Source organism: Flavobacterium sp. 28YEA47A, from assembly GCF_041262125.1.
In the GTDB taxonomy this organism is placed as follows: domain Bacteria; phylum Bacteroidota; class Bacteroidia; order Flavobacteriales; family Flavobacteriaceae; genus Flavobacterium.
In genome coordinates this window covers 148,594-169,602 of record NZ_JBGCCI010000007.1, presented here as the reverse complement: position 1 = coordinate 169,602, position 21,009 = coordinate 148,594, and the positions used below count along the sequence as shown (strand labels likewise).

32 protein-coding genes are annotated in these 21,009 nt (G+C 37.1%); 1 reads left to right on the top strand and 31 read right to left on the bottom strand.

Going from position 1 to position 21,009, the window contains the following annotated elements; translation table 11 throughout:
- Positions 1-121: 121 nt before the first annotated feature.
- Positions 122-1,414, bottom strand: a complete 1,293-nt coding sequence (gene eno, locus ABH942_RS11820) for a phosphopyruvate hydratase (protein ID WP_370032181.1) — start codon at positions 1,412-1,414, stop codon at positions 122-124.
- A 541-nt stretch (positions 1,415-1,955) separates the two neighbouring features.
- On the opposite strand from eno, the gene ABH942_RS11815 reads away from it, so the two are divergent.
- On the top strand, positions 1,956-5,492 hold the full coding sequence (locus ABH942_RS11815; protein ID WP_370032179.1) for a T9SS type A sorting domain-containing protein: 3,537 nt from the start codon (positions 1,956-1,958) through the stop codon (positions 5,490-5,492).
- 70 nt (positions 5,493-5,562) lie between these two features.
- Here ABH942_RS11815 and carA read toward each other — a convergent pair whose 3' ends face one another.
- From carA to rpsJ, 30 genes are all read right to left on the bottom strand, one after another.
- Positions 5,563-6,675, bottom strand: coding sequence for a glutamine-hydrolyzing carbamoyl-phosphate synthase small subunit (gene carA, locus ABH942_RS11810; protein ID WP_370032177.1), 1,113 nt, complete (start codon positions 6,673-6,675; stop codon positions 5,563-5,565).
- A gap of 162 nt (positions 6,676-6,837) precedes the next feature.
- Positions 6,838-7,353 carry a 50S ribosomal protein L17 gene (gene rplQ / locus ABH942_RS11805; protein ID WP_140000490.1) on the bottom strand — a complete coding sequence of 172 codons (516 nt, stop codon included), beginning with the start codon at positions 7,351-7,353 and terminating at the stop codon, positions 6,838-6,840.
- 38 nt (positions 7,354-7,391) lie between these two features.
- Positions 7,392-8,384: a DNA-directed RNA polymerase subunit alpha gene (locus tag ABH942_RS11800; protein WP_056068801.1), complete on the bottom strand. Its 993-nt coding sequence runs from the start codon at positions 8,382-8,384 to the stop codon at positions 7,392-7,394.
- A 19-nt stretch (positions 8,385-8,403) separates the two neighbouring features.
- Entirely contained in the window at positions 8,404-9,009 is a 606-nt protein-coding gene (gene rpsD / locus ABH942_RS11795; protein WP_140000491.1) for a 30S ribosomal protein S4, read from the bottom strand.
- A gap of 88 nt (positions 9,010-9,097) precedes the next feature.
- The gene (gene rpsK / locus ABH942_RS11790; protein WP_023574076.1) at positions 9,098-9,481 is read right to left on the bottom strand and encodes a 30S ribosomal protein S11; all 384 of its coding nucleotides are present in this window, start codon (positions 9,479-9,481) and stop codon (positions 9,098-9,100) included.
- Positions 9,482-9,489: 8 nt separating this feature from the next.
- On the bottom strand, positions 9,490-9,864 hold the full coding sequence (rpsM, locus tag ABH942_RS11785) for a 30S ribosomal protein S13 (RefSeq protein ID WP_056068805.1): 375 nt from the start codon (positions 9,862-9,864) through the stop codon (positions 9,490-9,492).
- A gap of 2 nt (positions 9,865-9,866) precedes the next feature.
- The gene (gene ykgO, locus ABH942_RS11780) at positions 9,867-9,983 is read right to left on the bottom strand and encodes a type B 50S ribosomal protein L36 (RefSeq protein ID WP_002987490.1); all 117 of its coding nucleotides are present in this window, start codon (positions 9,981-9,983) and stop codon (positions 9,867-9,869) included.
- A gap of 11 nt (positions 9,984-9,994) precedes the next feature.
- A complete protein-coding gene (gene infA / locus ABH942_RS11775; RefSeq protein WP_007136545.1) occupies positions 9,995-10,210 on the bottom strand; it encodes a translation initiation factor IF-1 in 216 nt (71 codons plus the stop codon).
- A 5-nt stretch (positions 10,211-10,215) separates the two neighbouring features.
- On the bottom strand, positions 10,216-11,568 hold the full coding sequence (gene secY / locus ABH942_RS11770) for a preprotein translocase subunit SecY (RefSeq protein ID WP_140000492.1): 1,353 nt from the start codon (positions 11,566-11,568) through the stop codon (positions 10,216-10,218).
- Positions 11,569-11,583: 15 nt separating this feature from the next.
- Complete coding sequence (rplO, locus tag ABH942_RS11765; RefSeq protein ID WP_056068809.1) at positions 11,584-12,039, bottom strand: 50S ribosomal protein L15; 456 nt, start codon at positions 12,037-12,039, stop codon at positions 11,584-11,586.
- A gap of 12 nt (positions 12,040-12,051) precedes the next feature.
- On the bottom strand, positions 12,052-12,234 hold the full coding sequence (gene rpmD / locus ABH942_RS11760; RefSeq protein ID WP_008464315.1) for a 50S ribosomal protein L30: 183 nt from the start codon (positions 12,232-12,234) through the stop codon (positions 12,052-12,054).
- 11 nt (positions 12,235-12,245) lie between these two features.
- Positions 12,246-12,770, bottom strand: a complete 525-nt coding sequence (rpsE, locus tag ABH942_RS11755; RefSeq protein WP_056068813.1) for a 30S ribosomal protein S5 — start codon at positions 12,768-12,770, stop codon at positions 12,246-12,248.
- Between the two features lie 6 nt (positions 12,771-12,776).
- A complete protein-coding gene (rplR, locus tag ABH942_RS11750) occupies positions 12,777-13,130 on the bottom strand; it encodes a 50S ribosomal protein L18 (RefSeq protein ID WP_056068815.1) in 354 nt (117 codons plus the stop codon).
- Between the two features lie 12 nt (positions 13,131-13,142).
- Positions 13,143-13,685, bottom strand: a complete 543-nt coding sequence (rplF, locus tag ABH942_RS11745) for a 50S ribosomal protein L6 (protein ID WP_370032169.1) — start codon at positions 13,683-13,685, stop codon at positions 13,143-13,145.
- A 19-nt stretch (positions 13,686-13,704) separates the two neighbouring features.
- Positions 13,705-14,103, bottom strand: coding sequence for a 30S ribosomal protein S8 (rpsH, locus tag ABH942_RS11740; protein WP_140000494.1), 399 nt, complete (start codon positions 14,101-14,103; stop codon positions 13,705-13,707).
- A gap of 154 nt (positions 14,104-14,257) precedes the next feature.
- Positions 14,258-14,527 (bottom strand): 30S ribosomal protein S14, encoded by a 270-nt coding sequence (gene rpsN, locus ABH942_RS11735; RefSeq protein ID WP_014085011.1) that lies wholly within the window; start codon positions 14,525-14,527, stop codon positions 14,258-14,260.
- Positions 14,528-14,530: 3 nt separating this feature from the next.
- Positions 14,531-15,082: a 50S ribosomal protein L5 gene (gene rplE, locus ABH942_RS11730; protein ID WP_370032167.1), complete on the bottom strand. Its 552-nt coding sequence runs from the start codon at positions 15,080-15,082 to the stop codon at positions 14,531-14,533.
- Positions 15,083-15,084: 2 nt separating this feature from the next.
- Positions 15,085-15,399 carry a 50S ribosomal protein L24 gene (gene rplX / locus ABH942_RS11725; RefSeq protein ID WP_140000496.1) on the bottom strand — a complete coding sequence of 105 codons (315 nt, stop codon included), beginning with the start codon at positions 15,397-15,399 and terminating at the stop codon, positions 15,085-15,087.
- Between the two features lie 11 nt (positions 15,400-15,410).
- Positions 15,411-15,779, bottom strand: a complete 369-nt coding sequence (gene rplN / locus ABH942_RS11720) for a 50S ribosomal protein L14 (protein ID WP_007803649.1) — start codon at positions 15,777-15,779, stop codon at positions 15,411-15,413.
- A gap of 2 nt (positions 15,780-15,781) precedes the next feature.
- A complete protein-coding gene (gene rpsQ, locus ABH942_RS11715) occupies positions 15,782-16,039 on the bottom strand; it encodes a 30S ribosomal protein S17 (protein WP_026710306.1) in 258 nt (85 codons plus the stop codon).
- Between the two features lie 17 nt (positions 16,040-16,056).
- Complete coding sequence (gene rpmC / locus ABH942_RS11710) at positions 16,057-16,248, bottom strand: 50S ribosomal protein L29 (protein WP_140000497.1); 192 nt, start codon at positions 16,246-16,248, stop codon at positions 16,057-16,059.
- 12 nt (positions 16,249-16,260) lie between these two features.
- Positions 16,261-16,686 (bottom strand): 50S ribosomal protein L16, encoded by a 426-nt coding sequence (rplP, locus tag ABH942_RS11705; protein WP_056068828.1) that lies wholly within the window; start codon positions 16,684-16,686, stop codon positions 16,261-16,263.
- A gap of 19 nt (positions 16,687-16,705) precedes the next feature.
- A complete protein-coding gene (gene rpsC, locus ABH942_RS11700) occupies positions 16,706-17,452 on the bottom strand; it encodes a 30S ribosomal protein S3 (protein WP_370032164.1) in 747 nt (248 codons plus the stop codon).
- Between the two features lie 4 nt (positions 17,453-17,456).
- Entirely contained in the window at positions 17,457-17,867 is a 411-nt protein-coding gene (gene rplV / locus ABH942_RS11695) for a 50S ribosomal protein L22 (RefSeq protein ID WP_056068831.1), read from the bottom strand.
- Between the two features lie 8 nt (positions 17,868-17,875).
- Positions 17,876-18,154: a 30S ribosomal protein S19 gene (rpsS, locus tag ABH942_RS11690; protein ID WP_014085019.1), complete on the bottom strand. Its 279-nt coding sequence runs from the start codon at positions 18,152-18,154 to the stop codon at positions 17,876-17,878.
- Positions 18,155-18,160: 6 nt separating this feature from the next.
- A complete protein-coding gene (gene rplB, locus ABH942_RS11685) occupies positions 18,161-18,985 on the bottom strand; it encodes a 50S ribosomal protein L2 (RefSeq protein WP_140000498.1) in 825 nt (274 codons plus the stop codon).
- A gap of 16 nt (positions 18,986-19,001) precedes the next feature.
- Positions 19,002-19,292, bottom strand: a complete 291-nt coding sequence (gene rplW / locus ABH942_RS11680; RefSeq protein ID WP_121376827.1) for a 50S ribosomal protein L23 — start codon at positions 19,290-19,292, stop codon at positions 19,002-19,004.
- Between the two features lie 6 nt (positions 19,293-19,298).
- Complete coding sequence (gene rplD / locus ABH942_RS11675; protein ID WP_370032159.1) at positions 19,299-19,928, bottom strand: 50S ribosomal protein L4; 630 nt, start codon at positions 19,926-19,928, stop codon at positions 19,299-19,301.
- The gene (gene rplC, locus ABH942_RS11670) at positions 19,928-20,545 is read right to left on the bottom strand and encodes a 50S ribosomal protein L3 (protein WP_140000500.1); all 618 of its coding nucleotides are present in this window, start codon (positions 20,543-20,545) and stop codon (positions 19,928-19,930) included. Before rplC ends, rplD begins: the two co-directional genes overlap by 1 nt.
- A gap of 151 nt (positions 20,546-20,696) precedes the next feature.
- Positions 20,697-21,002, bottom strand: coding sequence for a 30S ribosomal protein S10 (gene rpsJ, locus ABH942_RS11665; RefSeq protein ID WP_056068841.1), 306 nt, complete (start codon positions 21,000-21,002; stop codon positions 20,697-20,699).
- Between the last annotated feature and the right edge of the window lie 7 nt (positions 21,003-21,009).

The window sequence follows — 21,009 nt, the reverse complement described above, 5'->3', positions numbered from 1 at the left end:
TATTTCCCGAATATAAGCAAAACTTAGAATTTGACGGTTTTAATTTAGAATTTGATTTACAAAAAAACCCTTTTGGAATTTACGATCCAAAAGGGTTACTAATTATCTAAAGACAACTAAATTATTTAATCTTAAATGCTTTTTCTCCAGGAAAATAGGCCGTACTTCCTAATTCTTCTTCTATACGAAGCAGTTGATTGTATTTTGCCATACGATCAGAACGCGATGCCGACCCTGTTTTAATCTGTCCGCAGTTTAAAGCTACTGCTAAATCTGCAATCGTATTGTCTTCTGTTTCTCCTGAACGGTGTGACATTACAGAAGTATACCCTGCATTGTGTGCCATATTTACTGCCGCAATTGTTTCTGTCAGTGTACCGATTTGATTTACTTTTACCAAGATTGAATTTGCGATTCCTTTATCGATACCCTTTTTAAGACGTTCTACATTGGTCACGAACAAATCATCTCCTACCAACTGCACTTTGTCTCCAATTAGTTCAGTAAGATATTTCCATCCATCCCAATCATTTTCCTGCATACCGTCTTCAATAGAAATGATTGGATATTTTGAAGCCAATTCAGCCAAATATTCCGCTTGTTCTTTTGAAGAACGAACTTTTCCGGTTTCGCCTTCAAATTTCTTATAATCGTAATTTCCGTTTACATAAAATTCCGAAGCCGCACAGTCTAATGCAATCTTAATGTCTTCTCCAAAAACATAGCCTGCGTTTTCGACTGCTTTTTTGATTGAATCAAGAGCATCTTCTGTTCCTCCTGCCAGATTTGGAGCAAATCCTCCTTCATCACCTACTGCAGTACTCAATCCTCTGTCATGCAATACTTTTTTCAGGTTATGGAAAACTTCAGTTCCCATCTGCATTGCCTGAGTAAATGTTTTTGCTTTTACCGGCATGATCATAAATTCCTGGAAAGCTATAGGAGCATCAGAATGCGAGCCACCATTAATGATATTCATCATCGGAACCGGCAATGTATTACCAGAAACACCTCCAACATAACGATATAATGGCATTCCCAATTCATTAGCAGCTGCTTTTGCAACAGCTAAAGAAACTCCAAGAATAGCATTTGCTCCAAGATTTGACTTATTAGGAGTACCATCCAATTCAATCATTCTTTGATCGATCAGGTTTTGTTCAAAAACAGAATTCCCTAATAATTCTTCAGCAATTTTTATGTTTACATTTTCCACAGCCTTCATTACGCCTTTACCCATGAATGCTTTTCCTCCGTCACGTAGCTCTACAGCTTCATGTTCTCCAGTTGAAGCTCCTGATGGCACAGCAGCTCTTCCAAGAACTCCATGTTCTGTTACTACATCAACTTCAATAGTTGGATTTCCTCTGGAATCTAGGATTTGCCTCGCGTGTATTTTAATAATTCTGCTCATTATTAATTGTTTATTTGTTATTATTTGGTTGTTTTTCTGAATGGAAAACAAATTTAAGGATTTTAAAATCCGAAATCTTTTATTTTTTAAAAACTTATAAACGCAAACGTTTTAGCATTATTATTAAATACTATCTGGAAGTTTATACTTAACACAGAGGTATTGATTTTGACCAGTTACCCTCAATTGTGAGTTTTTATTTTTGCCACAGATTTAGGATAATTACACAGATTTAAGAAATTCATATCAAATGATAAGGAGATGTGAAAAATATTCGCTTCAAAGATAAAAACACACTGGCTCATCAGGAAATCAATTTATGATATCAAGTTTTCTACAATCAATGATTATTTATTTTTATTGCTATTTATCTAAAAAAGCAAGACTATACAGCAGGTTTTTAAGGATAAAAGAAAATATTTTTCTATCGAATTGCAAATTCTAATCCATAACCGCAAAATTCTAATCATCTATTGCCTTTTACCCTAAATATCAAGATATTTAGAAGCTATTAATCACTATTAATCAAACAACTAACTGCATGAAAAAAAATTTATTTTTTTTGGCATTATTTGCCTTTTATTGTCAGGCATATGCACAAGCTCCTATCAACGACGACTGTGCCAATGCCATTTCACTAACCGTTAACACTAACTTATCCTGCACATCACAGACAGCAGGAACATTAGTAGGCGCTACTGATTCCGGAATTGAAGCGGATATCGGCAATGCCAATGATGATGTATGGTATTCTTTTACCGCAACAGCAACAGCACACAGAATCAGTCTTCTGAACGTGGTGGGTAATGATACCGACTTGGTTCATGAAGTCTTGAGCGGAAGCTGCGGAACGTTAAACATCTTAAGTTCCAGCGACCCTAATTCAAGCATCGTATCTGGCCTAACCGTAGGCACAACTTATTATGTAAGGGTCTATAGTTATTATGCCAACCCTGTAACGACGACATTTAATATTTGTGTTGGGACTTTCCCAGTCTTGACCAACGATGAATGTGCCAATGCAACGCTTCTAACAGCAAATTCCGGTCTTACTTGTACTTCTTCCGTTACAGGCAGTTTGTATGGCGCAACAGATTCTGAAGTCAGCACTGAAATAGGAACAGCCAATGATGATGTATGGTATCGTTTTGTAGCTACAGCAACATCACATAAAATCAACATTTACAATAAAGAAGGGAACGAGACTGATTTGGTACATGAAGTAATGGGAGGTACATGCGGTACATTAAACACATTAATCTCCAGTGATCCTGATTCGAGTCTTGTTAACGGACTAACTATTGGTACAACTTACTACGTAAGAGTTTACAGTTATTCTAGCAGCCCAGCAGCAACTACTTTTGATATCTGCGTAACCACAATGCCGTCATTAACTAATGATGAATGTGGAGATGCAGTTTCTTTAACTGTTAACACAAACAGTTCTTGCACTTCAGTAACACCAGGAACCATAGTTGGCGCTACAGATTCTGGCCTTGCAACCAATACCGGAACTGCAGATGATGACGTATGGTACAGCTTTGTTGCTACTGCTACTACACACAGAATAAAACTGGTTGACACGAGTGGCGATATGACTGATTTGGTTCATGAGGTACTGGACGGTGCTTGCGGTTCATTAACCGTATTAAACTCCAGCGATCCTGATTCAAGCCTTGTTACCGGACTGAATATTGGATCTACATATTACATAAGAGTATTCAGTTATGGCAGCAGCCCATCAACATCAACAACATTTAATGTTTGCGTAAGTATTCCACCAGCTGCTCCGGCAAATGACGATTGTACAAATGCCGTGACAGTTCAGGTAAACACAAACGATTCTTGCACATTAAAAACGGCTGGCACATTAGTAAGTGCTACTAATTCAAATGAAAGCGCACCAGGTACAGGTAATGCTGATGATGACGTTTGGTATCGTTTTGTAGCCACATCTACTTCACACAGAATCAAACTTCTAAATATAAATGGCGATATAACAGACCTTGTACATGAAGTATTCAGCGGAAGCTGTGGAGGGCAACTTATAAGCATACACATAAGCGATCCGGAGTCAAGCCTTGTTTCTGGACTGACAGTTGGAGAAACTTATTATTTGAGAGTATTCAGTTATGGTTCTTCCGCACCTGAATCAACAACTTTTGATCTTTGTATCAGCGTTCCTCCAACAGCACCAGCAAATGATGAATGTACCGGAGCTGTTGCTTTAACAGTAAACGCTAATCTTAACTGTACAACAACAACTGCAGGAACATTAGTTAGCGCAACAAATTCAGGTATCACGGCCGATACAGGAACAGCTGACGATGATGTATGGTATAGTTTTGTTGCTACAGCTCCTACGCACAAAATAACACTTACGAATGTTGAGGGCGACCTGACAGATTTAGTACATGAAGTATTGGATGGTTCTTGCGGAGCACTGACTATCGTAAACTCCAGCGACGATGACGTTAGCACAGTTACAGGATTAACTGTTGGCACTACTTATTATGTTAGGGTTTTCACTTATGGTAGCTCAGCCGCAGAATCAACAACGTTTGATATTTGCGTAGGAGCATTTCCTCCGGCTCCGGCAAACGATGAATGTACCGGATCTGTTGCCCTAACCGTAAACTCTGACTTTAACTGTACATCAACAGCTCCAGGAACATTGGTAAGTGCTACCGATTCAGGAATTGACACAGATACCGGCGAAGCTGACGATGATGTATGGTATAGTTTTGTTGCTACTGCAACAATGCATAAGATAGACCTTCTAAATGTAGAAGGAGACGAAACTGATTTAGTACATGAAGTATTTGATGGTACTTGCGGCACCTTAGCCTTATTATACTCCAGCGATGATGATTCAAGTTTTGCTGCAGATTTAACTATAGGCAATACTTATTATGTTAGGGTATACAGCTATTATTCTAACCCTCCAGAATCAACAACTTTTGATATCTGTATTGGTACCCGACCTGCAGCTCCTGCAAATGATGATTGTACAGGCGCAATTGTACTTACTGTAAATACTGATGCAACTTGTACTGAAAAAACAGCCGGTACAATCGCTGGTGCTACAGATTCAGGGGAAGCTGTTAGCAGTGTTGGAACCGCAGATGATGATGTCTGGTACACTTTTGTAGCTACAGCAACTTCACACAAAATAAGCCTTCTGAATGTTGAAGGTGATCCATCAGATCTTGTTCATGAAGTATTCGAAGGAGCATGTGGCGGTCAGTTGATAAGCATTTCTACAAGCGATGATGATATAAGTGTCGTTAGCGGACTGACTATTGGCACGACTTATTACGTAAGAGTATTCAGCTACCTTGGAGATGTAATCGCATCAACTACTTTTGATATTTGTGTAAGAACCATGGCTACACCTGCAAATGATGACTGCGCCAATGCCATAACACTGACTGCTGCTACAAACTATGCAGGTGGGGCAGTTAATTCAACAGTAGCGGATGCAACAGATTCTGCTGCTACAAGCAGCATTCCTGCACCAGGTTGCGCTAGTTATAATGGCGGTGATGTTTGGTATAAAGTGGTTATTCCTGCTGATGGTAAATTAACCATCCAAACAGGCAATCCTATCGGTTCTAGCGTTACAGGTTTTGATTCTGGCTTAGCAGTTTATTCAGGCACTTGCAATGCCTTAGAATTAATCGAATGTAATGACGATGGAGGCAGTGCAAATTATTCAAGAATTAATCTGACCGAAAGAACACCTGGAGAAACAGTTTACATCAGAGTATGGGAATATGGAAATGATGATGAAGAAATATTCTCAATCTCAGCTTGGAGCCCTACATTAAGCGTACCTACATTTAATAATGCTAACTTCAAAGCCTATCCGAATCCAGTTAGCGGTATTCTGAACCTGACTTATGATCAAACTATTTCAGATGTACAAATTTTTAACCTATTAGGTCAAAATGTAGTTTCTAAAACAATCAATGACACTAATGGTGCTATTGACATGTCTGGTTTGCCATCAGGATCTTATTTAGTAAAAGTAACTGCTGAGGGACAAACAAAAACCATTAAGGTAATAAAACAATAATCTGCAAGCAGACTTCAAATAAAAGAGCCACTTTACAGTGGCTCTTTTTTATTCTTATTGTAATTTATTTTTATTTCGTTACGTAGTTTTTTATATTTTCAATAAACTGATCGAACAAATAAGACGAATCATGCGGTCCTGGACTTGCTTCTGGGTGATACTGCACTGAAAAACAATTTTTGTTTTTCATTCGCATACCTGCAACGGTTCCGTCATTAATATGAAGATGTGTTATTTCTAAATCAGCGTGTTTTTCCAACGCTTCACGATTTACTGCAAATCCGTGGTTTTGCGAAGTTATCTCCCCTTTTCCTGTAACGACATTCATTACCGGGTGATTTATCCCTCTGTGGCCGTTAAACATCTTATAGGTAGGAATTCCGTTTGCAAGAGCCAAAACCTGATGCCCAAGGCAGATACCAAAAACAGGATCGTCATTAGATAAAATTTTCTTGGCAATTTCTATCGCTCCAAAAAGCGGATCTGGGTCACCGGGACCATTTGAAAGGAAAAAACCATCAGGATTAAAAGCTCTCATTTCATCATAGGTCGTGTCAAAAGGAAATACTTTTATATAGCAATCTCTTTTAGCAAGATTTCGCAATATATTCTTTTTGATTCCTAAATCCAATGCCGCGATTTTGTAGGTAGCCGTTTCTTCACCTACAAAGTAAGGAGCTTTTGTAGATACTTTAGAAGCCAATTCCAAACCTTCCATATTTGGCACTTTTGCCAACAGTTCCTTTAATTCATCGATTGATTTCCCATCAGTAGAAATCACAGCATTCATAGCTCCATTATCGCGTATATAGCTTACCAAAGCTCTTGTATCAACATCAGAGATACAAATCAAATTTTGCTTTTTGAAATAATCTTCAAGGCTTCCTGAAGAATTGGCGCGCGAATAATTAAAAGAAAAGTTTTTGCAAACCAATCCTGAAATCATAATCTGGTCTGATTCCACATCTTCCTCGTTCACTCCATAATTTCCGATATGGGCGTTAGTCGCCACCATAATCTGTCCGAAGTAAGAAGGATCTGTGAAAATTTCCTGATAGCCTGTCATTCCGGTATTGAAGCAGACTTCGCCAAAAGTAGTTCCTTCTATGCCTATAGATTTTCCGTAAAAGATGGTTCCATCACTGAGAAGGAGGATTGCTTTTTGTCGTGTTGTGTATTTCATTTTTATTGTTGTGTTGTGTAGTTGCGGAATGCGGTTGCAAATTTAATTCAATTTTGGAGTTTCTAAAAATTTATTTCTCCAAGGATCGTTTTGAAAAAGGCAAAAAAAAAGGATAAACTATTAAAGCTTATCCTTTTTTTATTTATGAAATGAATTTCTTCATTATTCTGCAGCGTCAGTAGAAGTTTCAGCAGCTGGTGCAGCTGGAGTTTCAGCTTTTGGAGCCTCTTCAACAGTAGTTTCTTCTGCTTTCTTAGCAGTTTTACCACCACGACGGCTTTTTGCTTTTTTAACTTCTTTTTTACCTCCGTTGTATAGTTCGTTGAAATCAACTAATTCGATCATTGCCATATCAGCATTATCTCCTAGACGATTTCCAAGTTTGATGATACGAGTGTATCCACCTGGACGATCACCAACTTTTGCAGCAACATCTCTAAAAAGATCAGTTACAGCATACTTATTTCTAAGGTAAGAAAAAACAATACGTCTGTTGTGCGTAGTGTCTTCTTTTGATTTAGTAATCAAAGGCTCAACATATTGTTTAAGCGCTTTAGCTTTAGCAACAGTAGTGTTAATACGTTTGTGTTCGATTAGAGAACAAGCCATATTAGACAACATAGCTTTTCTGTGCGCTGACTGTCTGCTTAAGTGATTGATTTTTTTTCCGTGTCTCATTGCTATTGAAATTTAATCTCGAACGAATCGGGATTAGATTATTCTTTATCTAATTTATACTTTGTTAAGTCCATTCCGAAATGTAAATTTTTCACTGCAACAAGCTCATCAAGCTCAGTTAATGATTTTTTACCGAAATTACGGAACTTCATTAAGTCATTCTTATTGAAAGATACTAGATCTCCGAGTGTATCAACTTCAGCCGCTTTCAAGCAATTTAAAGCTCTAACAGACAAATCCATATCAACAAGCTTAGTTTTAAGCAATTGTCTCATATGTAATGATTCTTCATCATAAGATTCTGTCTGAGCGATTTCATCAGCTTCAAGTGTTATTCTTTCATCAGAGAACAGCATGAAATGGTGAATCAAAACTTTAGCAGCTTCAGTAAGAGCATCTTTAGGATTGATAGATCCATCAGTTTTGATTTCGAAAACTAATTTTTCGTAATCTGTTTTTTGCTCAACACGGAAGTTTTCGATAGCATATTTCACATTCTTTACTGGTGTAAAGATAGAATCTGTGAAAATAGTACCAATTGCAGCGTTTTGTTTTTTATTCTCTTCTGCAGGAACGTATCCTCTACCTTTTTCAATAGTTAACTCCATATTCAAGTTAACTTTGCTATCTAAGTTGCAGATAACTAGTTCTGGGTTCAATACTTGGAAGCCAGAAATAAATTTTTGAAAATCTCCAGCAGTAATCTGGTCTTTGCCAGAAATTGAGATAGAAACAGATTCATTGTCTATATCTTCAATCTGACGCTTGAAACGTACTTGTTTAAGATTTAGGATGATTTCTGTAACGTCTTCAACTACTCCTGAAATTGTAGAAAACTCGTGATCTACACCTTCGATACGAACAGATGTTATTGCATATCCTTCTAAAGCGGAAAGCAAGACTCGTCTAAGTGCATTACCAACAGTCAATCCGTAACCAGGCTCCAAAGGTCTGAATTCAAACTTACCTTCGAAATCGGTAGAATCGATCATGATAACTTTATCGGGCTTCTGAAAATTAAATATTGCCATATGTTCGACTAGTGTCTTATTATTTGTTATACAACTCTACGATTAGTTGCTCTTTAATATTTTCTGGGATTTGAAGTCTCGCTGGAACTGAAACGAAAGTACCTTCTTTAAGGTCATTGTTCCAAGTGATCCATTCGTAAACGTGACTTGAATTAGATAATGAACGCTCGATAGCTTCTACAGATTTAGATTTCTCACGAACAGCAACTTTATCTCCAGGTTTTAAGTGATATGAAGGAATGTTTACAAGTTCACCGTTAACAGTGATGTGTCTGTGAGAAACGATTTGACGAGCAGCTCTTCTAGAAGGAGCAATACCCATTCTGAAAACTACGTTGTCTAATCTTGCCTCACAAAGTTGTAAAAGAACTTCACCTGTTACTCCTTTAGTAGCAGAAGCTTTTTCGAATAAGTTTCTGAATTGTTTTTCCAAGATTCCATAAGAATACTTAGCTTTTTGCTTTTCCATTAACTGGATAGCATATTCAGATTTCTTACCTCTTTTTTTAGCCAATCCGTGTTGTCCCGGTGGATAATTTCTTTTTTCGAAGGCTTTGTCATCTCCGAAGATTGCCTCGCCGAATTTACGAGCAATTTTAGTTTTTGGACCAGTATATCTTGCCATTTTAAAAAATTAATTAAGGTAGAGATTATGAATTCAGGTCATATCCTCCGATAATCTTAGATTCTACCTAGTTATACTTAAATATTAATTAAACTCTACGTCTTTTTGGAGGACGACATCCGTTGTGTGGCATTGGAGTAACGTCAATAATTTCTGTTACTTCAATTCCGCCGTTATGTATAGAACGGATAGCAGACTCACGTCCGTTTCCTGGTCCTTTTACATATACTTTTACTTTTTTAAGTCCAGCTTCTAACGCTACTTTGCTGCAATCTTCAGCTGCCATTTGAGCGGCATATGGAGTGTTCTTTTTAGAACCTCTGAATCCCATCTTACCAGCAGAAGACCAAGAAATAACTTCACCTTTTTTGTTAGTCAAAGAGATGATGATGTTGTTAAAAGTTGCATTAATATGAGCTTCGCCTGTTGATTCAACGATAACTTTACGTTTTTTTGTACTTGCCTTAGCCATACTACTTATTATTTAGTTGCCTTTTTCTTGTTAGCAACAGTTTTTCTTTTACCTTTTCTAGTTCTAGAGTTGTTTTTAGTTCTTTGTCCTCTTAATGGAAGACCAGATCTGTGACGAATTCCTCTATAACATCCGATATCCATCAAACGCTTGATATTCAATGAAATTTCTGAACGCAATTCACCTTCGATTTTGAAGTATGAAACAGCCTCACGGATAGCTCCGATTTCATCATCATTCCAATCTTGAACTTTAGTATCTTGGCTTACTTGAGCTTTTTCTAAAATCTCAATAGCTCTGCTTTTTCCTATTCCGAAGATATAAGTTAAAGCGATAACTCCTCTTTTATTTTTAGGTATATCTACCCCTGCTATTCTTGCCATAACTATCCTTGTCTTTGTTTAAATCTAGGATTCTTTTTATTAATAACGTACAATCTTCCTTTTCTTCGTACGATGATGCACTCGGCACTTCTTTTTTTAACTGATGCTCTTACTTTCATTTTAATAGCCTTTAGTATCTATAAGTAATTCTTGCTTTTGACAAATCGTAAGGGCTCATTTCCAGCTTCACTTTATCGCCAGGCAATAATTTGATATAATGCATACGCATTTTCCCAGAGATGTGAGCTATTACAATATGTCCATTTTCTAACTCTACACGGAACATCGCATTTGATAATGCCTCAATGATGGATCCGTCTTGTTCTATTGCTGATTGTTTTGCCATAAAAATTAAGCTACTGCTTTTCTATTTTTACCACTTTTCATCAAACCATCGTAATGCTTGTTCAACAAATAAGAATTAATTTGCTGGATAGTATCACTTGCAACTCCAACCATAATCAATAACGATGTACCTCCGTAAAACAAAGCCCAAGATGGTTGAACATTCAAAATAGTTACAACGATTGCCGGGAACACGGCTATCAAAGCAAGGAATAATGAACCTGGGAATGTAATATACGACATAATCTTATCCAAGAAATCTGAAGTTTCAGCACCAGGTTTAATTCCCGGAATGAAACCGCCGCTTCTTTTCAAATCATCTGCCATTTTATTTGTAGGTACTGTAATTGCGGTGTAAAAGTAAGTAAAAACTATGATTAACAAGGCGAAAACCAAGTTATACTGCCATCCGAAGATATTCTGGAAAGCTGTACTAACCGAAGTAGCTGTTTCTGAGCTAGATAAACCAGCCAAAGCAGCAGGAATAAACATAATTGCCTGAGCAAAGATGATTGGCATAACTCCAGAAGCGTTAAGCTTTAAAGGAATCCATTGTCTGTTTCCTGCTTGTTCGAATTCACCTGAAACCGTACGGCGTGCATACTGAACTGGGATTTTTCGAACCGCCATAACTAATAGAACACAAGCTACGATGACGAGCAACCAAATTATTACTTCGAAAACCAAAAGCATTGGACCACCGTTATTGTTTGTTACTCTGGTAGAGAATTCTTGGATGAATGCTTGTGGCATTCTCGCAATAATACCCACCATAATCAATAGCGATATACCATTACCAATTCCTTTATCAGTAATCTTTTCTCCAAGCCACATCGCGAAGATAGTACCTGAAACAAGTATTACTACAGATAAGAATTGGAACGCGAAAGGCGAAATCAATCCTGGGTTCACATTAGAAAGGAAAGCTTCTCCTGGCAAAGTTCTGTAAAGGTTGAAAATATAACCTGGCGCCTGAACTAACGTGATAACGATAGTCAACCAACGCGTGATCTGGTTCATTTTCTTTCTTCCACTTTCACCATCTTTTTGCAGCTTTTGAAGGTAAGGCACAGCAATACCCATCAACTGAACTACAATAGATGCGGAGATGTACGGCATGATACCTAATGCAAATACAGATGCCTGCGAAAACGCACCACCTGTAAATACATCGATTAACCATCCGATTCCTTCTTTTGTTTGATCAGTAAGTCCATGTAACTTAGTCGCATCAATCCCTGGAAGCGTTACTTGTGCTCCAAAACGATACACCAATAACAATCCAAGAGTAACTAAAATTCTGTTTTTTAGCTCTTCAATCTTCCAAACATTGCTTAACGATTCTATAAACTTCTTCATCTTGATTATTAAGGATTACAAAGTTACAGCTTCTCCACCAGCAGCTTCGATAGCAGCTTTTGCAGTAGCAGTAAATTTATGTGCGGTTACCTTTAATTTAGCTTTTAATTCACCTCTACCCAAAATCTTTACGATTTCGTTTTTAGTTGCCAAACGGTTAGCTACGAAAACTGTCATATCAACAGTATTATCTGTAACAATGCCATTATCAACTAAAGCTTGAAGTGTATCAAGGTTTACACCTTCGTACTCTTTACGATTGATGTTTTTGAAACCAAATTTAGGCACACGTCTTTGAAGTGGCATCTGACCTCCTTCAAAACCAATCTTTTTAGAGTAACCAGAACGAGACTTAGCTCCTTTGTGACCTCTTGCAGAAGTACCACCTTTTCCAGAACCTTCTCCTCTACCTAATCTTTTATTTTGATTGTGTGTTGAGCCTTCAGCTGGCTGTAAGTTACTTAAATTCATAACTATAATTTGTTATTTAGCTTCTTCAACAGAAACTAAGTGTTTTACTTTGTTTATCATCCCAAGGATAGCAGGATTTGACTCATGCTCCACAACTTGTCCTATTTTACGAAGACCTAAAGCTTCAAGACCTCTTTTTTGAGATAGAGGACAGTTGATTTTGCTTCTAACTTGTTTTACTAATAATTTTGCCATTTTTCCTTGAATTAACCTTTAAAAACTTTCTCCAAAGAAACACCTCTTTGTTTTGCAACAGTGTAAGCGCTTCTCATTTGCAATAAAGCATCAAAAGTTGCTTTTACCACGTTATGAGGGTTTGAAGAACCTTGAGATTTTGATAATACGTCGTGAATACCAACTGATTCAAGAACCGAACGAACAGCTCCACCAGCGATAACTCCTGTACCGTGAGATGCAGGCATTAAGAATACACGCGCTCCACCAAATTTACCTTTTTGCTCATGAGGAACAGTTTTGCTGCTCAATGGAATTTTCACAAGATTTTTCTTTGCATCTTCTACTGCTTTAGCAATAGCTTCAGAAACATCTTTAGATTTTCCAAGTCCATGTCCAACTACACCGTTCTCGTCACCTACAACTACAATTGCAGAAAAACCAAAAGCTCTACCACCTTTTGTAACTTTAGTTACACGGTTCACACTCACCAAACGATCCTTTAATTCAAGTCCACTTGGTTTTACTAACTCTACGTTTTTGTATTTATGATACATAATTTCTTAGAATTTAAGTCCAGCCGCTCTAGCGCCTTCTGCTAATGATTTAATACGACCGTGATATAGATATCCGCCTCTATCAAAGGTAACGGTTTCAATTCCGGCTTTCAACGCTTTCTCTGCTACCAGTTTTCCAACTGCTGCTGCAACTTCTACGTTTGTACCTTTAGTATCTACTTCTTTCTCTCTAGAGGAAGCAGCCAATAAAGTAACACCATTTACATCGTCTATGAGCTGTGCATAGATTTCTTTATTACTTCTGAATACAGAAAGTCTTGGTTTAGCAGCAGTACCGCTTACGATTTTTCTGATTCTGAATTTAATTCTCTGTCTTCTTTCAGATTTTGTTAATGACATAATCTTTTATTTTTAAGCTGATTTACCTGCTTTTCTTCTTAATACTTCACCAACAAACTTAACTCCTTTTCCTTTGTAAGGTTCTGGCTTACGGAAACTTCTGATTTTCGCAGCTACCTGTCCTACAAGTTGTTTATCGAAAGATGTTAATTTTACGATTGGGTTCTTACCTTTTTCAGAAACTGTCTCCAATTTTACTTCTGGAGCGATATCTAAAATGATATTGTGTGAAAATCCAAGAGCCAAATCAAGTTTTTGTCCTTGATTAGAAGCTCTGTAACCTACTCCAACCAATTCTAATTCTTTTGTGAATCCTTCAGATACACCAACAATCATATTGCTGATTAATGATCTGTATAATCCGTGTTTTGCTCTCTCTTCTTTCAGATCAGATGATCTCTCAACCTGAACTTGACCATCTTCAACTTTTACAGTAACATTAGAATATTCCTGAGTAAGCTGACCTAATTTTCCTTTTACCGTAACCACTCCTTCTGCAACTTCTACAGTTACTCCAGCTGGGATTGCGATTGGATTTTTTCCTATTCTTGACATCGTATAAGTCGTTTTAAAATTAGTATACGTAGCAGATTACTTCTCCACCAATGTTTAATTGCTTAGCTTGTTTTCCTGTCATCAAACCTCTTGATGTAGAAACAATAGCAATACCTAATCCGTTAAGGATTCTTGGAAGTTTAGCAGCACCTGCATATTTACGCAAACCTGGTTTACTAATTCTTTGGATATCTTTGATAACTGGCTCTTTGGTCTCTTTATCGTACTTCAAAGCGATTTTGATTGTACCCTGTACAGAGTTGTCCTCAAACTTGTAGCTCAAGATATATCCCTGATCAAATAAAATCTTTGTGATTTCTTTTTTAAGATTAGAAGCAGGAATTTCAACGACTTTGTGGTTTGCAGCCACAGCGTTTCTAACTCTTGTCAAATAATCCGCAATAGGATCTGTATACATATTAATTAAAATTGCGGTTTTGGTATTCATCCCGGTCTTTCCGGTAGAACCTGAAACCATTAAAACTTACTAATTAATCAATAGATAGTTGCCGGTTCGCGGCAAAAATCCGGCAAACTTACAACTATCTATCGAGAAAACAAAATTTTTGATTTTACCAGCTGGCTTTTTTAACTCCTGGTATCAATCCTTGGTTAGCCATTTCACGGAAAGTTACACGTGAAATACCGAATTGACGCATATACCCTCTAGGTCTTCCAGTCAATTTGCAACGGTTGTGCAAACGAACAGGAGAAGCATTTTTCGGTAATTTTTGTAGGCCTTCATAATCTCCAGCTTCTAATAAAGCCTTTCTTTTTTCAGCATACTTCGCTACCGTTTTTTCTCTTTTTACCTCACGGGCTTTCATTGATTCTTTAGCCATAACTTAATTCTTTTTAAAAGGTAATCCTAATTCTGCTAATAATGACTTCGCTTCTTTATCTGTTTTTGCAGATGTTACAAAGGTAATGTCCATACCAGAGATTTTGTTCACTTTATCGATATCAATTTCCGGGAAAATGATTTGCTCCAAAACTCCTAGGTTGTAATTTCCTCTTCCATCAAAACCAGTAGCTTTGATTCCACTGAAGTCTCTTACTCGAGGCAATGAAGATGTAATCAATCTGTCTAAGAATTCATACATTCTTTCGCCACGCAAAGTAACTTTTGCACCAATCGGCATTCCTTTTCTCAATTTGAATGACGCTACGTCTTTTTTAGAAATAGTTGACACTGCTTTTTGACCAGTAATTTTTGTCAACTCATCTACTGCATAATCGATAAGTTTTTTATCAGATACAGCAGCTCCAACTCCGCGGCTCAAAACGATTTTTTCCAATTTAGGAACTTGCATTACATTTTTGTAACCAAATTCTTCCTTAAGAGCAGAGATAACTCTGTCCTTATATTCTTGTTTAAGTCTAGGTATATAAGCCATCACTATAATACTTGATTAGATTTTTTTGAAAATCTTACTTTCTTATCTCCTTCTACTTTCACACCTGTTCTTGTAGCCTTTTTAGTCTTAGGATCTATAAGAGAAATGTTTGAGATATGAATAGGAGCTTCTTTCTTAACGATACCACCTTGAGGGTTTTTCGCACTTGGCTTCGTGTGTTTTGAAACCATGTTTACACCTTCAACAATCGCTTTATTTTTTTCACGATCTACACGTAGAACTTTACCTTCAGCACCTTTATGGTCGCCAGCGATAACTCTTACTGTATCTCCTGATTTGATTTTTAGCTTTATCATCTTGTAAATAATTAAAGCACTTCTGGTGCTAATGATACAATCTTCATGAATTGTTTTTCACGAAGTTCTCTTGCTACTGGACCAAAAACACGAGTTCCTCTCATTTCTCCTGCAGCGTTCAAAAGAACACATGCATTGTCATCGAAACGGATATAAGAACCATCAGCTCTTCTCACTTCTTTTTTGGTACGTACAACAACTGCAGTTGAAACAGCTCCTTTTTTCACGTTTCCGTTTGGAGTTGCATCTTTGATAGATACTACAATCTTGTCACCAACAGAGGCATACCTTCTTTTGGTACCTCCTAAAACACGGATAGTTAAAACTTCTTTAGCTCCTGTGTTATCTGCTACTTTTAGTCTTGATTCTTGTTGTACCATAATTATTTAGCTCTTTCAATGATTTCAACTAGTCTCCAACATTTTGATTTACTTAAAGGACGCGTTTCGCTAATTCTTACAGTATCTCCAATGTTACAGTCGTTTGTTTCGTCGTGTGCTACATATTTCTTAGTTTTCAACACGAACTTACCGTATAACGGGTGTTTTACTTTTTTTGTTTCAGAAACAACAATAGATTTCTCCATTTTGTTGCTAGTAACAACACCTATTCTCTCTTTTCTTAAATTTCTTTTTTCCATCTTTTAGCAGAATACAATTACTGTAACTCTCTTTTGCTTAACTCTGTAGCGATTCTTGCAACTGATCTTCTCAAACCTCTGATTTGAAGTGGATTTTCAATTGGAGAAATTGCGTGAGCATTTTTTAGGTCGGCATATGTCTTTCTTAGTTGACTAAGTTTCTCTTGCAACTCAGCTACAGACAGATCTTTAATTTCTGATTGTTTCATAATAAAAATTGATTATGCTTCGAAATCTCTAGCTACGACAAACTTAGTTTTAACAGGAAGTTTTTGTGCTGCAAGACGCAAAGCTTCTTTTGCAACTGACAAAGGCACACCACCTACCTCAAACATAATTCTTCCGGGTTTAACAACGGCAGCCCAATATTCAACTGCACCTTTACCTTTACCCATACGCACTTCTAGTGGCTTCTTTGTGATTGGTTTATCTGGAAATATTTTAATCCATAATTGTCCTTCTCTTTTCATGTAACGAGTTGCAGCGATACGCGCAGCTTCGATTTGACGAGAAGTAAGGAACATTCCAGTTTCATGAACAGATTTAATACCAAACATTCCGTTAGAAAGTTCGTGCCCTCTTTGAGAGTTACCTTTCATTCTACCCTTCTGTACCTTGCGGTATTTTGTTCTTTTAGGCTGTAACATTTTTCTTTAATTTAAAAATTTACTTTCTTTTACGTGGGTTTGATTTGTTTGGTCTGTCAGATTTACCACGAGGGGCATCTCCACCTTTACCGCTTCCGGCTTGTTTTTTGTCCATTCCAACTAGTGGAGACAAATCTCTCTTGCCGTAAACCTCACCTTTCATGATCCACACTTTAATTCCCATTCTACCATAAGTAGTATGAGCTTCAGCAAGTGCATAATCAATGTCAGCTCTGAAAGTTGATAGAGGAATTCTACCTTCTTTGAACATTTCTGAACGTGCCATTTCAGCACCATTCAAACGACCCGAAATCATAACTTTCACACCTTCAGCGTTCATACGCATTGCAGCCGCAATAGCCATTTTAATAGCTCTTCTGTATGAAATACGACTTTCGATTTGACGAGCGATACTTGTAGCCACTAAGTAAGCATCAAGCTCTGGTCTTTTAATTTCAAAGATGTTGATTTGAACCTCTTTGTCAGTAATTTTCTTAAGCTCTTCTTTCAACTTGTCTACCTCTTGGCCACCTTTCCCGATAATGATACCTGGTCTAGCAGTAGTGATAGTAACGGTTACAAGCTTCAAAGTTCTCTCGATGATTACTTTTGATACACTAGCTTTTGATAAACGAGCGTGGATATACTTTCTGATTTTGTGATCTTCGGCAAGTTTATCACCGTAATCATTTCCACCATACCAGTTTGAATCCCATCCTCTGATGATCCCAAGTCTGTTTCCAATTGGATTTGTCTTTTGTCCCATCTTATTAATTGCTTTGTGTGTTATCTAATTGTCCCAACACGATAGTTACGTGGTTAGAACGTTTTCTAATTCTGTGTGCACGACCTTGTGGAGCTGGACGAAGTCTTTTCAACATCATACCACCATCTACTCTGATCTCTTTAACAATTAAGCCTGCTTCAGCTACGTTACCTTCGCTGTTTTTCTGCTCCCAATTATTGATTGCAGACAACAAAAGTTTTTCTAACTTTCTTGAAGCTTCTTTAGAGCTGAATCTTAAAATATTCAAAGCTCTTTCCACTTTCTGACCTCTTACTAGATCTGCTACTAAGCGCATTTTTCTAGGTGAAGTAGGGCAGTTATTCAATTTTGCGAAGGCAACTTGCTTATTAGCCTCTTTGATGCCTTCAGCTCTTTCTCTTTTACGAACTCCCATTGCTCTTCTTATTTTTTACCTTTATTTTTTGCTCCAGCGTGACCTCTAAAAGATCTTGTTGGTGAAAATTCTCCTAATTTATGACCTACCATGTTTTCTGTTACGTAAACAGGTACAAACTGACGACCGTTGTGAACTGCGATAGTTTGTCCAACAAAATCTGGAGTAATCATAGAAGCTCTAGACCAAGTCTTTACAACTCCTTTATTACCTTTTTCAATGTTTTCTTGAACTTTCTTATCTAACTTATAGTGAACAAAAGGTCCTTTTTTTAATGAACGTGCCATATCTTATTATTTCTTTCTACGTTCTACGATATACTTGTTACTCGGATTTTGCTTAGAACGCGTTCTGTAACCTTTAGCAGGTAACCCTTTTCTTGAACGTGGGTGTCCTCCTGAAGAACGTCCTTCACCACCACCCATTGGGTGATCAACAGGGTTCATCGCAACTGGTCTTGTTCTAGGTCTTCTACCTAACCATCTAGATCTACCTGCTTTTCCAGATACTACTAATTGATGATCAGAATTAGATACTGCTCCAATTGTAGCCGAACAAGTCAACAAGATTAATCTTGTTTCTCCTGATGGCATTTTAATTGTTGCATATTTTCCATCTCTTGCCATTAGCTGAGCGAAAGTTCCTGCTGAACGAGCAATAACAGCTCCTTGTCCAGGACGCAACTCAATGCAAGAAATAACAGTTCCCAAAGGAATTTTGCTCAAAGGCAATGTATTACCGATTTCTGGAGATGCATCAGCACCAGAAACTACTTTCTGACCTACTTGCAATCCGTTTTGAGCGATAATATAAGTTTTTGCTCCATCAGCATAAGCTAACAAAGCGATAAAAGCAGTACGATTTGGATCGTATTCGATTGATTTCACAGTAGCCGGAATTCCGTCTTTTGTTCTTTTGAAATCAACAACACGATAACGTTGCTTGTGACCACCACCCGTATAACGCATGGTCATCTTTCCTTGACTATTTCTACCTCCTGAGTTTTTTATCGGTGCTAACAAAGAGCGCTCCGGCTTATCAGTTGTAATGGCGTCAAAACCATTAACAACTCTAAAACGCTGACCCGGGGTAATAGGTTTTAATTTTCTAACTGACATGTTTCTGCCTTATTTATTAGATATTATTATAAAAATCTATCGTTTCTCCTTCTTGTACTTGAACAATTGCTTTTTTGTAAGCATTTGTCTTTCCGTTGATGATACCACTTTTAGTATATTTAGTAGATCTATCAGCTCTGTAGTTCATCGTGTTTACTTCAACAACAGTAATTCCATAAGCCGCCTCGATAGCATTCTTAATCTGAATTTTGTTTGCTCTTTTGTCAACGATGAATCCAAAGCGATTGAAAACCTCACCATCTTTGGTAATTTTCTCAGTAATTATAGGTTTAATTATGATACTCATGGCCTATTATTTGCTTAAATTTTCTTCAATTCCTTCCAAAGACCCTTCTAAAAGCACTAAATTGTTTGCATTCAAAATAGCGTAAGTGCTTAATTCTGAATTAGTTACAACGCTAGACGCCTTTAAATTGCGTGAGGACAAATATACATTTTTATTCGACTCTCCCAACACAAATAAAGATTTTTTACTTTCTAACCCTAAAGCTTTCAAAACGTTAATGAAATTTTTAGTGTTTGGCACTTCAAAATTGAAGTCTTCAATTACGATAATATTTGACTCTTTTGCTTTGATTGAGAAAGCAGATTTTCTTGCCAAACGCTTCAAGTTTTTATTCAATTTGAATGAATAACTTCTTGGTCTAGGCCCGAAAACTGTACCTCCACCTTTAAACAAAGGGTTCTTAACGCTACCAGCACGAGCTGTACCGGTTCCTTTTTGCTTTTTAATCTTACGTGTACTTCCAGTAACTTCAGCTCTTTCTTTAGCTTTGTGAGTTCCTTGTCTTTGGTTAGCAAGATATTGCTTAACATCAAGGTATACCGCGTGATTATTTGGCTCAATTGCGAATACTGAATCAGAAAGAGTAATCGTTCTGCCAGTTTCTTTTCCGTTGATATTTAAAACTTTTACTTCCATTACTTCTGAATGATTACATAAGAGTTATTGTGTCCTGGAACACATCCTTTTACTAAAAGTAGGTTCTTTTCAGCAACTACTTTCAAAACTCTTAAGTTTTGAACCGTTACATTATCAGTTCCCATTCTACCCGCCATACGCATTCCTTTGAATACTCTAGAAGGATAAGAAGAAGCTCCTACTGATCCTGGTGCTCTCAAACGGTTGTGCTGACCATGTGTAGCCTGTCCAACACCACCAAAACCGTGACGCTTAACAACACCTTGGAAACCTTTACCTTTTGATACACCTTGTACATCTACAAATTCGCCTTCTACAAAAAGGTCTACAGTGAGTACATCACCTAATTTGTGTTCTTCTTCGAAGTACTTGAATTCAACGACTTTTTTCTTAGCTACAGTTCCAGCTTTTTTAAAGTGACCTAGATCAGCTTTTGTGGAATGTTTCTCATTTTTGTCATCGAAACCAAGTTGCAACGCTTCATACCCGTCAACCTCATTGGTTCTGACTTGGGTAACAACACATGGTCCAGCTTCGATTACTGTACAAGGAATATTTTTCCCGTTTTCATCGAAAATACTGGTCATGCCGATTTTTCTACCAATTAACCCAGACATAAATATTAATTATTAATTATTAAAATACTAACAATAGAACACATTATTCAAACGAATCCTATTTTTGGAGGCGCAAAAGTAAAACTATTTTGCGATTTATCCTAAAAATATTTTTTCGCCTAAATAATGTGTTGTTTTCTTAATGAGATACTTATACTTTGATCTCTACTTCAACTCCACTTGGAAGCTCCAATTTCATTAGAGCGTCGATTGTTTTTGATGAAGAAGAATAAATGTCTAACAATCTTTTGTATGACATTACTTCAAATTGCTCTCTAGATTTTTTGTTAACGTGCGGAGAACGCAACACAGTAAAAATCTTTTTGTGAGTTGGTAACGGAATTGGTCCTGTTACAACCGCACCTGTACTTTTTACAGTTTTTACAATCTTCTCAGCAGATTTGTCCACCAAATTGTGATCGTAAGACTTTAGTTTTATTCTGATTTTTTGACTCATTTTTCTT